Origin of the sequence: Azospirillum sp. TSH100 (genome assembly GCF_004923295.1) — a bacterium.
Lineage (GTDB): Bacteria > Pseudomonadota > Alphaproteobacteria > Azospirillales > Azospirillaceae > Azospirillum.
Genome location: NZ_CP039635.1, coordinates 137,235 through 150,708 on the forward strand (window position 1 = coordinate 137,235; position 13,474 = coordinate 150,708).

Annotated in this window: 10 protein-coding genes; 2 read left to right on the forward strand and 8 right to left on the reverse strand. The window is 69.6% G+C overall.

The annotated features are described in order from the left end of the window. Together ngg and E6C72_RS13330 are read left to right on the forward strand one after the other, a co-directional pair. On the forward strand, positions 1-1,809 hold the full coding sequence (gene ngg / locus E6C72_RS13320) for an N-acetylglutaminylglutamine synthetase (protein ID WP_247875826.1): 1,809 nt from the start codon (positions 1-3) through the stop codon (positions 1,807-1,809). A 246-nt stretch (positions 1,810-2,055) separates the two neighbouring features. After that, a complete protein-coding gene (locus E6C72_RS13330; RefSeq protein ID WP_199228793.1) occupies positions 2,056-3,114 on the forward strand; it encodes an osmoprotectant NAGGN system M42 family peptidase in 1,059 nt (352 codons plus the stop codon). Positions 3,115-3,127: 13 nt separating this feature from the next. Here E6C72_RS13330 and E6C72_RS13335 read toward each other — a convergent pair whose 3' ends face one another. The 8 genes from E6C72_RS13335 to E6C72_RS13370 form a co-directional block, all read right to left on the reverse strand. Further along, the gene (locus E6C72_RS13335) at positions 3,128-4,690 is read right to left on the reverse strand and encodes a hybrid sensor histidine kinase/response regulator (RefSeq protein ID WP_247875825.1); all 1,563 of its coding nucleotides are present in this window, start codon (positions 4,688-4,690) and stop codon (positions 3,128-3,130) included. A gap of 203 nt (positions 4,691-4,893) precedes the next feature. After that, positions 4,894-5,661 carry a response regulator transcription factor gene (locus E6C72_RS13340; protein WP_109086834.1) on the reverse strand — a complete coding sequence of 256 codons (768 nt, stop codon included), beginning with the start codon at positions 5,659-5,661 and terminating at the stop codon, positions 4,894-4,896. Continuing rightward, positions 5,658-6,803 carry a chemotaxis-specific protein-glutamate methyltransferase CheB gene (cheB, locus tag E6C72_RS13345; RefSeq protein ID WP_247875824.1) on the reverse strand — a complete coding sequence of 382 codons (1,146 nt, stop codon included), beginning with the start codon at positions 6,801-6,803 and terminating at the stop codon, positions 5,658-5,660. Before cheB ends, E6C72_RS13340 begins: the two co-directional genes overlap by 4 nt. Continuing rightward, positions 6,800-9,022, reverse strand: a complete 2,223-nt coding sequence (locus tag E6C72_RS13350) for a response regulator (protein WP_109086833.1) — start codon at positions 9,020-9,022, stop codon at positions 6,800-6,802. Before E6C72_RS13350 ends, cheB begins: the two co-directional genes overlap by 4 nt. A 13-nt stretch (positions 9,023-9,035) precedes the next feature. Continuing rightward, positions 9,036-10,718, reverse strand: coding sequence for a methyl-accepting chemotaxis protein (locus E6C72_RS13355; protein ID WP_247882137.1), 1,683 nt, complete (start codon positions 10,716-10,718; stop codon positions 9,036-9,038). A gap of 70 nt (positions 10,719-10,788) precedes the next feature. Beyond that, positions 10,789-11,463 (reverse strand): chemotaxis protein CheW, encoded by a 675-nt coding sequence (locus tag E6C72_RS13360; protein ID WP_109086831.1) that lies wholly within the window; start codon positions 11,461-11,463, stop codon positions 10,789-10,791. Further along, positions 11,463-12,893, reverse strand: a complete 1,431-nt coding sequence (locus E6C72_RS13365; RefSeq protein WP_109086830.1) for a protein-glutamate O-methyltransferase CheR — start codon at positions 12,891-12,893, stop codon at positions 11,463-11,465. Before E6C72_RS13365 ends, E6C72_RS13360 begins: the two co-directional genes overlap by 1 nt. Next, positions 12,890-13,453, reverse strand: a complete 564-nt coding sequence (locus E6C72_RS13370; protein WP_247875823.1) for a chemotaxis protein CheW — start codon at positions 13,451-13,453, stop codon at positions 12,890-12,892. Before E6C72_RS13370 ends, E6C72_RS13365 begins: the two co-directional genes overlap by 4 nt. Positions 13,454-13,474: the final 21 nt, after the last annotated feature.

Below are 13,474 nucleotides of genomic sequence, written 5' to 3' on the forward strand. Positions count from 1 at the left end.
ATGCGTGGAGCCGCATCCGACGAGCAGGCCGACCATCAGGGGGATCCCATGAGCTACGCCCGCGTGAAACCGCACCGGCTGGAACGCGCCGCCAGCGCCACCCTGCGCCACACCCGCCGCTACACCGGCCGGCCGCCGGCGGGGGAGACCGGGGCCGACGCGCCGCGCGCCGACGTGGTTGTGGATTGCGGCTGGGGACGGCTGATCTTCGCCCACACCTTCGACGATCTCGACCGCATGATCGAGACGCTGCGGCAGGAGGCGCCGGGCACCCGCGACATCGTCTTCTATCTGCAGGACCCGCATGTCGCCCTGTCGCGGGCGCCGCAGGAGCTGTTCCTCGACCCCTCCCACACCTTCCGCCTGTGGCTGACCGACTACCGGCCGTCGCGGCGCCGGCCCAAGGGCTACAGCGTCCGCCGGCTGCGCACGCGCGAGGATGCCGAGGGGGTGCAGCGCATCTATGCCCGGCGGCGGATGGTGCCGGTCTCCGCCTCCTTCCTGGTGGCCTCGCGCAACAGCCGGGTGCTGACCCATTTCGTCGCCTGCGACGATGCCACCGGCGAGATCATCGGCTCGGTCACGGCGGTGGACCATGCCCATGCCTATGGCGATCCGGAGAATGGCAGCTCGCTCTGGTGCCTGGCGGTCGATCCGCAGGCCTCGTTTCCGGGGATCGGCGAGACGCTGGTCCGCACCGTGGCGGAGCATGTGCAGGCGCGCGGCCGCGCCTTCCTCGATTTGTCGGTCCTGCACGACAACGAGAACGCCATCGCGCTCTATGAGAAGCTGAATTTCCGCCGGATCCCGGCCTTCGCCCTGAAGACCAGGAACCCGATCAACGAGCGGCTGTTCACCGGCCCGCAGCCGGGCGAGCAGTTGAACCCCTATGCCACCATCATCGTCAACGAGGCGCGGCGGCGCGGCATCGGCGTCGATGTGCTTGATGCCGAGGCCGGCTATTTCGCCCTGACCTGGGGCGGGCGCAGCGTGGTCTGCCGCGAATCCCTCAGCGAGCTGACCAGCGCCGTCGCCATGAGCCGCTGCGACGACAAGGCGGTGACGCGGCGCGTTCTGGAGCGGGCCAGCCTGAAGGTCCCGGCCCAGATGATTGCCGGCGAGGCGGAGGAGAATGCGGCGTTCCTGGCGACCCATGGCCGCATCGTGGTCAAGCCGGCGCGCGGCGAGCAGGGGCGCGGCATCACGGTGGACGTGCGCGACGCCGGGACGATGGAGCGCGCCGTCGCATCGGCCCGCCAACATTGCGACACGGTGCTGCTGGAGCAGTTTTATGAGGGGCAGGATCTGCGGATCATCGTCATCGACAAGAAGGTGGTGGCCGCCGCGGTGCGCCGCCCGGCCGAGGTGACCGGCGACGGCAGCCACAGCGTGCGCGAACTGATCGAGGCGCAGAGCCGCCGCCGCGCCGCCGCCACCGGCGGGGAAAGCCATATTCCGCTGGACGCGGAGACCGACCGCTGCCTCGCCGCCGCCGGGAAGAGTTTGGACGACGTGCTGGCGGCGGGCGAGGTGCTGCCGGTGCGCAAGACGGCGAACCTGCACACCGGCGGGACGATCCACGATGTGACCGACAGCCTGCACCCGGAACTGGTGGAGGTGGCGACGGTGGCCGCCCGGGCGCTGGACATCCCGGTGGTGGGCTTCGACCTGCTGGTGGAGTCGCCCGACCGGCCCGGCCATGTCTTCATCGAGGCGAACGAGCGGCCGGGCCTTGCCAACCACGAACCGCAGCCGACGGCGGAACGTTTCGTCGATCTGCTGTTTCCGCAGACGCGGGGGGTGCTTTAGCGAATTCGCCCTCTCTCCCCCGCTCTCGCGCAAACTCTGTTTGCGCTGACGCGACAGGCGGACCCTTGGTCCGCCGAAAGCGGGGAGAGGGAGGGGCCCCACGAAGTGGGGAGGGTGAGGGGGATGCACCGCGTGTGCTTCACAAGAATCCACGCCACGCGTCCCCCTCACCCTAACCCTCTCCCCGGGGGGGAGAGGGGATCCTCAGCAAGGCGGGAGAAGTTTCAGCAGGAGGAAGATCCAACCATGGCCGTGCCGCTGCCCATCGACATGGGCTATGTCACCGACATCCTCTACCGGCTGCTGACCACGCCCAGCCCGACCGGATACACCACGGACGTGGTGCGGCTGTGCTGTGCCGAGCTGGAGCGGATGGGAATCCCCTATGAACTGACGCGGCGCGGCGCCATCCGCGCCGACCTCAAGGGGGTGCGCTCCACTCCCGACCGGGCGCTGGTCGCCCATGTCGACACGCTGGGCGCCCAGGTGAAGATGTTGAAGGACAATGGCCGGATGGAACTGGTGCCCATCGGCCACTGGTCGTCCCGCTTCGCCGAAGGGGGGCGCTGCACCGTGCTGACCGACCGCGGCCCCTGGCGCGGCACCATCCTGCCGCTGAAGGCGTCGGGCCACACCTTCAACAAGGAGGTCGACAGTCAGCCGGTCACGTGGCAGCAGGTGGAGCTGCGCGTCGACGCCCCGGTCGCCAACCGGCGGGATCTTGAGGAGCGCGGTTTCAACATCGGCGACATCGTCGCCATCGATCCGCAGCCGGAATTCCTGGAGAACGGCTACATCGTCTCGCGCCATCTCGACGACAAGGCGGGGGTGGCGGTGATGCTGGGCGCGGCGAAGGCTGTGGTCGATGCCGGGGCGGCCCTGCCGGTGGACTGCCACCTGCTGTTCACGATCTCCGAAGAGGTCGGATCCGGCGCGTCATCCATCCTGCACCAGGACGTGGCGGAGATGGTGACCATCGACAACGGCACCACCGCCCCCGGCCAGAACAGCAGCGAATATGGCGTCACCATCGCCATGGCCGACAGCACCGGTCCCTTCGACTTGGCGCTGACCCATTCGCTGATCGCGCTGTGCCAGGCGCAGAACATCCCACACCAGCGTGACGTCTTCCGTTATTACCGCTGCGACAGCGCCTCGGCCATCGAGGCCGGCAACGACATCCGCACGGCGCTGGTCTGCTTCGGCATCGACGCCTCGCACGGCTACGAGCGCATCCACGCCGACGCGCTGGAGAGTCTTGTGCGGCTGCTCGTGCTGTACCTGCAGAGCCCGCCGCGGGATTGAGGGGAACGACCTTTCAGCAGCCCGCCCCGTCCCGCCGCACCTCCTCGAGCACGCGGCGCAGCTCGCCGGGGTGCAGCGGCTTGTGCAGGAAGGCACAGCCGCGGCGCTGGCCTTCCAACAGGGATTCTGGCGCGGTCTCGCCGGTCAGCACCACCGCCGGAATGTCGGCCTTGAACAGCTTGCGCACGCGGTCGATGACGTCGAAGCCGGACACCTTCCCCGGCAGGCGCAGGTCGGTCAGAATGGCGTCGGGCGGTCCCTCCAGCCCATCGACAGCAGCGAACACCTCGCGCATGTTGGAGGCCGAGACGAAGGCGCAGCCCCAGCTTTCCAGGGTCAGCAGCAGACCGGACAGCACCATGCTGTCGTCGTCCACCACAAGGATGCGCATGCCGTCCAGCGGCACCCCTTCGGTGCCATGTTCGGACGCCGACGCCGCGGCGGGCGCATCGGCCGGCACGTCCTCCCCCTCCAGGCGGTCGACGGTGACGGCGAAGACGGAGCCACGGCCCGAGCGCGACTGAACGTCGACCGGGGCGTGCAGCAGGACCGACAGGCGCCGCACGATGGCAAGCCCGAGGCCGAGCCCGCGCGTGGGGTCGCGGGCGGGATTGGTCAGCTGGTGGAACTCGTCGAAGATGACGTCCAGCTTGTCCTGGGGAACGCCGAAGCCGGTGTCCCACACCTCGATGCGCCATTGACCGTCGCGCTTGCGCAAGCCGAGCAGGATGCCGCCGCGCTGGGTGTAGCGGATGGCGTTGGCCAGCAGGTTGCGGATGATGCGGCCTAGCAGGACGGGGTCGCTGCGGGTGACCGCCCGGCAGGGCAGATGGACGCGCAGGCGCAGGCCCTTCTCTTCCGCCTGCGGGCGGAATTCCTCGGCCAGCGATTGCAGCAGCGAGTCGAGCGACACCGCCTGCATGTCGGCCTCCACCGTGCCGGCATCCAGGGTGGAAATATCCAGCAGGGCGTTCAGCAACTGCTCGCCCGCCGTCATCGCATTCGCCAGCATGCCGGCGGTGCGGGTGGCCCGCGCGTTGCCCTCCACCTGGGTGGTCAGCGCGTCGAGGAACAGGCGCATCGCCTGGAAGGGCTGGCGCAGGTCGTGGCTGGCCGAGGCCAGGAAACGCGACCGCGCCGCGGTGGTGCGCGCCACCTCCGCCCGCATGGTCTCCGCCAGTTGCGCAATCGCACCATCCAGTGTCGCGGTGGCCAGCACCCCGACAACGCGGCCGTCGACCAGCAGCGGCGCAGCACGCAGGCTCAGCGGCGGGTCGGCCGGCAGAGTGAGCAGAATGCTGTCGGGGGGCGTGGCCGGGCTCTGCGCGCCGCCATCACGGTAGAGCGGCCCCAATGCCTCGGCCACCGCGGTCCAGACGCCAGGCAGCAGGGTCGGACCGCTCTCGTCACGCGTGGCGGCGCGCGGGCGGTTCAACAGGGTGGCCAGGGACTCGTTGCAGCGGACGGCCGCCATTTCCGGCCCGCCGACCACCAGCATGGTCGGCACTGTTCCAGCGGCACAGACACGCCGCGCGTTCTCAAGGCACTCGCGATAGCGCAGATCGGTCGGGGACATGGGGGTGGCCGAAGATCGGTGCATCGCGTCTGAATCTCTTGCGTCGGTGTCTCTGGAGATCGGGGGCTCACGGACGGGCTGGAGGCTGATCGCCATTGGAATCGGCACCGGCACCGGTCGGTCCATCGGACAGTTTCAAAAAGCCCGCAGAGAATAAACGGACAAGACGGCTTCCGAAATCACACGATGGCTCTACTCCCCTCCTATGCGGAAGGTGCAGGACGCGGCGAGCGGATCAGATGATCCTCCACGAAGTATTTACGGCGCAGAAGCGCCATCAATCTGATCTTGAGGACATCCATCGTCTGCCCCTTTCCGACGAAGTCGTCAGCACCCGCTGTCAGGCTTATCATCAGCTGCTCCTCGTCATCCTGACTGGTCAGGATGACGATTTGGAAAAACAGGCCGCGCTGGCGGCGGAACCGGTCGAACCGCTCGCAAAGCTGGGTGCCGCTGGTCCCCGGCATCACAAGGTCGAGGATGACGCAGTCCAATCCATCACCAGCCAGCGCCGCCACCGCCTCGTCGGCGTTGCGGGCGGCTATGACGGTGCAGCCCTCCTGCTCAAGTTCGGCACGCAGGAACTCGCGGTAGGTCGCGCTGTCATCGACGATCAGTATGCGGGCACGACTGAAGATCTCCGGCGCCGTCGGCGGGGCGCTGCGCCGCTCCATCAGCCCGCAGGCGGATTCGACCACCGCTTTGGGATCGGATGGGTCGCTCTCCCCCTTGCCACGGCCAAGCACGATGACGGCGGCGTCGGTGCGGGCGCGCAGTTCGGCCAAGCCGGTGGGGCCGGCAAGCTCCCCCTCGACGATCAGCAGATCCTGCGGAGTTCCGGCGATCTCCGCCAAAGCGGGCTCGACGCCGTCGACGCAGATGGTCTCCACGCCGCGTTCCTCCAGCAGCAGCTTCAGCAGAAGCCCCTGCGTCTGGGAACCCATGACAACCAGAGTGCGGAGTCCGTTCATGACGCCATCTTATCGTCGGAGGTCAGTTGCAGCAGCCGTCCGGCCACCCGGTCGAGCGGCAGTTCCTCCACCGCACCGCCCAGCCGCACCGCGGTGCCGGGCATGCTGTGGATAACCGCCGTGGAGGCGTGCTCCGCTATGGTGTAGGCACCGGCCCTGTGCATGTCGGCCAGCCCCCTGGCGCCATCCTCTCCCATGCCGGTCAGCAGCACGCCGATGCCGGATGCGCCGTAGGCGCGCGCCATCGACTGGAACAGCACCTCGCCCGACGGGCGCTGGCCGCACACCATCGGGTCCGCCGACAGGCGTATCGTGGCGCCGTCCACCAGCAGGTGCCGGTCGCCCGGCGCAACATAGACCGTGCCCGGTCGCGGCGTCAGCCCAGCCTCCCCCAATTGCACAGGCAGAGGGGAGACGGTGCCGAGCCAGCTGGCGAAACCGGCCATGAAAGGCGCGCCCATATGCTGGACCACGAAGACCGGCAGCGGGAAGTCGGCCGGCATGTCCTTCAGGATCTTCGCCAGCGCCGCCGGGCCGCCGGTGGAGGCGACGAGGCCCACCCCGCGGAAGCGCCGCCCCCGCCCGTCGGCCGCCACCGCCGCCGTCGGCAACCGGCTGTCCTGAGACGGCGCATCCGCCGAAACTCCTGCGGAAACACTGGAGGCAGGGCGTGAGCCGCGGGCAGCGATGCGGTGGCGGATCACCTTCACCTGGCTCATGATGACAAGCTGGGTGCAGAGATGGTGCGCGACCGTCTGGTAGTCGGCACGAGCCATGCTCCCGGGCTTCTCCACCACCGCCAGCGCACCGGCCTGCAGCGCCCGCATCGGGATGTCGAGGTCGCGCACGTCCGACGCCACCACCACGATCGGCAACGGGTTCTGCCGCATGATGCGGCTGGTCACCTCGAAGCCGTCGATGCCCGGCAGCCGGATGTCGAGCGACACCACATCGGGGGCGGTGCGGTCGATCATGCGCAACGCCTGCTCGCCGCTGGAGGCGATGCCCGCCACCTCCAACCGCGGGTCGGCGCTGATGACGTGGCTCAGGAGTTGCTGGATTACGGGGCTGTCCTCGACCACCAGCACGCGGATGCGCCTGGAACCGGTGGTGGGGGTGCCGCTGTTGCCCGTCGCGCTCACAGCAGCCGCCGGATGCCGGCCAGAAGCTCGTTCTGGTCGAAGCGGGTCTTGACGATGTAGGCGTCGGCGCCCAGGCGCAGGCCACGCTCGCGGTCCTCGTCGCTGGCGCGCGAGGTGACGAGGATCACCGGGATCTCGGCAAGCCGCTTGTCCGCCTTCACCGCCTGCAACAGGGCGAAGCCGTCCATCCGGGGCATTTCGACGTCGCTGATGATCAGGCCAACCTCCATCCCTTCCGACAGGCGCTCCAGGGCTTCGCGCCCGTCCACGCAGAGCGTCACCCGATAACCATGGGCTTCGAGAATGCTCTTTTCCAGCGTGCGGGTGGTGATGCTGTCATCGACAACCAGGATATGCGCCCGGTCAGGGGTAACCTCTTCCGCCGGGCGTGCCGGGGCCGGCAGGGTGCTGCCGGGCAGCGGCATCAGGCCGGGAATGTTGAGCACCAGCGCCGGACCGCCATCGTCCATCAGCACGGTGCCGAGATAGCGGCCGGCGTCCAGCCCGGTCTCCTCCGCCGCGGTCACCACCGTCTCGCGGGTGGCGATGAAGCGGTCGACCGCCAGCGCCAGCCGCCGGTCCGCCGCCCGCACCACAACCAGCGACAGACCACGCTCGGCCGACGGCACCACCGGCGCTTCCATGCCCAGCAGGGCAGCCAAGGAAGTAACAGCGATCTCCTCCTCCCCGATGCGGATCATCGGCGTGCCGACGCCGGAGAACAACGTCTCCGCCGCCGCGGTGCGCAGACGGACCACGTCGGCGGACGGGATCGCCAGGATCTGGTCCTGCACCGCGACGAAGACCAGCCGCTGACTGAGCAGGCTCAGCGGCACCTCGATGATGACGGCGGTGCCGCCGCCGGGGCGGTCGGCGATGGTCAGGTTGCCCTGCAGCCGTTCCACCTCCCGCCGCGCGATGGCGAGGCCCATGCCGCGTCCGGCCAGCTCTGTGGTGTGGGAGGCCGTGGAGAAGCCGGGGTGGAACAGGAACTCGGTCAGCCGCTCCAGCGGCAGCTCGTCGGTCGAAGACAGCTCGTCGGCATCGATCAGGCCGCGTTCGGCCGCCTTACGCAGGATGGCGGCACGGTCCAGTCCACGACCGTCATCCTCGATGCGCAGGCGCAGGCGCGCGCCCTCCACCGACGCGGCAATGGTGACGCGCGCCGCCGGCCGCTTGCCCAGCGCCAGCCGCTCGGCCGGCGTTTCGATGCCGTGGCTGATGGCGTTGCGGGCGATGTGCAGGATCGGATCCTTCAGCCGTTGCAGGACGGCGCGGTCGGCCTCCACCTCCAGGCCGCGGACGTCGACCTCGACCTCCTTGCCCTCGGTCCGGCTGATGTCACGGACCATGCGGCCGAGGCCGCTCAGCTGGTTTTCCGCCGGCAGCATGCGCAGGCGCCGCATGTCCTGCTGGAAGCCGCCGCCCCAGCGCCGCATCGACCACAGGAGCCGGTCGTGGCTGCGGTGCGCGGTGTCGAGCGCGCCACCGAGAGCGCGGAAGCGTCGCTCGAAAGCCATCAGGGCAGGCAGCGCGCCGCGGCCGTCCAGCGCGTCCGCAGCGGCCCCACGGCCGATCTGCACCCGCAGATGCCGCCATGCCCGGTCGAGCGCCCGCCATTCCTGACGCATGGCGCGGAGCTGCTCGCCAAGCCCGGCCTGGGCCTCCACCTCCGGCAACAGGGCCGACGCGGTTTCCGACAGGCGCTCCAGCCCTTGTGCCGCGATGCGGACCAGGGCGGCGGTGTCGGCCTCTGTAGCGCCATCACGCTGGCGCGCGGGCCGACGCTCGGGGTTGCGGGTGGGGACTGCCGAAATGGCGGCGGGGATCGGCCCGCCGATGCGGCCGGCGGCCAGTGCGTCGAGGTCGGCGAGCACGCCGGCCGTCTCCACCTCGCCGCCGCCCTGGAGAGACCAGCCGACCAGATCCTCGATGGCGTCGAGCGAACGGCGGACCACGCCGACGGTGACGGGGTCCAGCGCGATCCCGCCCTTCTGCACGGCGATGAAGGCCGCCTCCAGCCGGTGGGAGATCGCCTCCACCTCCGGCAGGTCGACGGCGCGGGCGGCGCCCTTCAGGCTGTGGGCACGCCGGTGGATGTCGACGAGGTCCGGCGCGTCGCCCGTCGCCTCCGCCTCGCGCAGCGCGGTGCGAATCGCGGCGAGATGCTCCTTGTGCTCCAGGTCGAAGGCGGCGAGCAGACGCTGGCGGATGTCCATCAGAGGCTCCGCATCACACCCGATAGTTCCGCACCGCCTCGACCAGCCCCTGGCCGAGATTGTTCAGATTGGCGGCCGCCCCCTCCAGCTGGCGGGTGCCGGCCGCCGTCTGGCTGCTGGCCTCGCGGATGTTCTGAAGCGCCTGGATCACCTGCTCCAGACCGATCTGCTGCTGGTTGGTGCCGGCGACGATCTGCTGGAAGGCCAGAACGCTCTCCTGGATGTTCTCCGCCATGGTGCGGATGGTCGATTGGGTGGCGTCGGTCTGGCGCTTGCCGGCGGCGACGCGCTTCACCGCCTCCTCCGTCAGCATGACCGAGGCGTTGATGCCGTGCTGGATCTCCGACAGGTTGGAGCGGACCTGGGCGGTCGCCTCCTTCGACTGGTCGGCGAGGCTCTTGATCTCGCCGGCGACGATGGAGAAGGTGCGGCCATGCTCGCCGGCCGCCGCCGCCTCGATGGCGGCGTTCAGCGCCAGCAGGTGGCAGCGCTCGGCGATGTCGTTCACCGTCACGATGATCTCGCCGATCGCCTGCGTGCGTTCCGACAGCATGACGATGTTCTCGGCCACCGCCTCGGCCTGTTCGCGGATGGCGTCCATCGCCTGGATGGTGTCGTCCACCGCCTTCATGCCGGAATGGCTGGAGGCCGCCACCGTCTGGGCGCCGTGCGAGACGTCCTGGGCGCGGCGGTTGATCTGGGCGCCGGATTCGGTGATCTCCGACAGGGTCGCCGTGGTCTGCTCCACCGCCGCCAGCTGTTCGGCGACGCTGGCCGACTGCTGCTGGGTCGAGGCGCGGATCTGGGCGGTGGCGGCGTGCACGCTCTCGGCCGTCTCCCGCGTGGTGCGGGCCATCGACTTCAGCCGCCCGGCCATCTCGTTCAGATGCTGGCCCAGGATGGCCAGCTCGTCCTTGCCGGCGATCACGATCTCCTGCGTCAGGTCACCGTGGCCGATCTTGGTGACGAAGTCGATGGCACGGCCGAGGCGGCGGGTGATGGAGCTGCCGATCAGATAGGCGACCGCCACCGCGATCAGGAAGACGACGACCAGCGCAATGATCGAGGACTGGATGGCGGAATTGTAGATCGCCCGGATATCGTCGCGGCCGGCGGCTGTCAGATGGTCGATGGCGGTCTGGGCGGCATCGATGCGCTGCTCCATCACCTTGCGCAGCTCGTCCACCCGCTGGCGGCGTTGCAGCGCGTCGGCGATCTGGTTGCGCTCCAGCAGGGTGTAGATCGTCCGCGCCTCGTCCCCCACCGCGCCGATGGCGCGGTTCATCTCGTTCACCGCGGTGTCCAGCTCCACCCAGCCCTTGCGGCGGCTGTCGGTCACGCTGTTGGTCGAACGTTCGGCGACCATCCCTCGCAGCTTGCCCAGCGTCTCGCGCAGCTTGGCGCCGACCTCGTCATATCGGGTGCGCAGCGGCGCCATGATGGTGGGGATGTCGGCGACCCGCCCTTCGGCATTGGCGACCGACACCGCGTTCAGCGCCGTTTCGCGCGTGCTGCGCAGCTCCGCCTGATAATTGCCGACCGCCGTCACCATGTCGGCCGCCTCGGTGTCGTAGGTCGAAACCGCGATGATGACCGACAGCGCGTCGGAGAAGCGCGACATCTGGTAGAGCGCCAGCAGCGCGGTCAGGACGCAGACCACGCCGAAACCCAGGACCAGCTTATGGGCGACTTTCATGTTCATTCTTCTGCTCCGGTCCCGGACGGCTCTTGAGTTGGATCGGCTCTTCAGAGGGATGGGTCGTTCTTCAGGTCTTCACGACGTCGAGCAGCGCCGTCATGTCGATGACCGCCATGCGCTCAGCGGTAATCGCCCGGATCAGCGGCCCGGCCTCCACCGGGGCGGATGCGCGTGGCACCATGATGTCGGCCACCCGCTCCACCTCGCGCAGGCGCAAGGCGGCCGGACGGCCGGTGCCGGTGCGCAGCACGATGGCGTAGCCGGTCTGGTCGGCCTCGGCGCTGCCGGCGGCCCCCCGGGCGGACGTCCCGCTGCACAGCCGGTCGAGGTCGAACAGCCGCATCACCCGGCCGGCGACGGCGATCACCCCCAGGACGGCGGGCGGCGCGCCCGGCACGCGGGCCAGCCGCGGCATCGGCACGATATGGCCGAGATGGCGCAACTCCAGCCCATAAAGGGTCTCCACCCCGCGCGCAATCAGCATGGACGTGCCGATGCCGGCCTCGTCGTCGGGCTGCGGAGTTTCCGCCAGCTCCTCGGCCCGGCGGGCAAGCACGGCGTCGGCCCAGGGGCCACGGCCGGCGAAGATCGCCTCGAGATCGGCGGTGCGGCGCGCCAATTTCTCGCGCACCGCATCCCAGTCGATGGATGCGCGGGCGGCGGCGCGGTCCGGCGACGCGCTATCGAGTGCGGCGATGAGCGGTGCGGCTCCAGGGCCGGCGCCGGCAAGCGTCTCGTCCATCAGCCCTCCTCACCGGTCAGCCAGAGGTCCAACATGCCGCGCAGCTCCTGAACGGTCAGGCCGCCGCCCTCGGTCACCGCTTCGTCGTCGGGACGGCTCTCCAGCGCCTCGCGCGCATTGCGGAAATGGCGCTGGGCCGGAACCAGCCGGCCGCGGCGCCAATAGGCCAGCGCCAGATGGTAGTCAGCCAGGACGAAGCGCGGGTCGAGATACAAGGCCCGCTTGAAGGCCGCCACCGGATCGCCGACGCCGAGCTCCTCCTCCACCAGCCCCAGATGATAGTGGGCGGCCGGGTCGAGCCGCTGCGCCTCCACCCGCGCCAGACAGGCTTCCAGCACGGAGGAGCGCTCGTTGGTCTCAGGCGCATCCGGCGGGGTGGGTTCGACGGACGAAGACGCCAGTACGGTCCTGCGGGAGCGCGGGGCGGAGACCGGTCCGGCGGCATCGGTTGCGAGCTTCGCCGCAGACCTTCCGGCCCGACGCGGCGCGATCGTGGCGACCGGCGCGGCCGGTGCCGGAACGGCGGTGGCGCTGCGGATCGGCGCAGCCGTGGTCGTCGTTTCGGCCTGTTTGCGGTAGAGCGTCGCGCCCGGGACCGAGACCGGGATGAACAGCTCGTTCATCTGCGGCCCTGCCTCGGCATGGCCGACCACCAGCCAGCCACCCTCGGCCAGCGCCTTGTGCAGGTCGCCCAGCAGCCGGTGCCGCGTCGCCTCGTCGAAATAGATCATGACGTTGCGGCACAGGATGATGTCGAAATGCCCGATCCCATGCGGATAGGAGGGGATCGCCCCATCCACGAGGTTGAAGGGCATGAAGCTGGTCCATTGCCGGTATTTCGGCTTCACCGACCACAGCCTGTCCCGGCGGTCGAAACAGGCCTCCAGCGTTTCCGGCGACAGGCCGCGCACCGCCCAGTCGCCATAGGCGCCGCGCCGTGCCTGCTCCAGGAAGGCGCCGTTGATGTCGGTGCCGACGATATGGACCTGCCAGCCTTCCAACTGGGCGGCGAAATGTTGCTTCAGCAGGATTTCGATGGTGTAGGCCTCCGGCCCGATCGAACAGCCGGCGCTCCAGATCCGCAGCAGGCGGCTCGACTGGTTGCGGCGCAGGCATTCGGGAATGGCGACGGCGCGCAACGCGTCGAACTGTTCGACATAGCGGAAGAAGAAGGTCTCCCCCACCGCCAGCTCGTTGATCAGTCCCTGGTATTCCGGACCGCCCGGCCCCTCCGCCTCCAGCGCCGCCAGATAGCCGGCGACCGTGGCGATGGGACCGAAGGGCAGCCGGCGGTTGATGCGTTCGGCGAAGGCGGCGTCCTTGTCGGCGTAATAGGCGAGACCGGTGGCGTCGATCACCATCGCCTTCAGGCGCGGGAAATGCGGGTCGCGGCGGATCGACTCGATCGTTGCGGAAGGGTTGGGCATCATACGCCCCCCTCCCCGGCGGCTGTCGCGTCCCGAGGAGAGGCATCGAGGGGATCGGCAGGCTCCTGCCACTGCGCCAGCCGCCGTTCGGCCACCGTGCGGAAGGCGTCGAGCAGCCGGCCCTCCGCCTCGCTCAAAAGCCGGTCGGGGTCGATCAGGGTCACGCCGCCGCCGCGGCCGGTCACCCGGTCCGGAAAGGCGCCGACGGCGCAGCCGTTGAAGCTCAGAGACGGGTCGGACGGCGTGCGCTCCCGCGGATCGACCGCCGTTTCGCCATGGACCTGATCGGCCAGCAGCGCCGCCGGCCGGCCCTGCCATGTGACAAGGAGAAGCGGCGAATAGAGGCCCGGCACCATTCCGCCGGCCCCGAGATCGAGCAGGACATCCAGGCGCAGGACCGGCACCACCTCTCCCTGATAGCGGAACACCCCCTCCACGGGCAGCGGCGCCGTCGGCAGCCGCTCCAGCCGCGGCAACGGCAAGAAACGCCGCACGGTTTCCACCGGCAGTGCCAGAGCCTGCCCGGCGACCGAAAACACGACGCAGCGGAAGGGCGACAGCATCGACGTGCTTGGGGTGTTTCT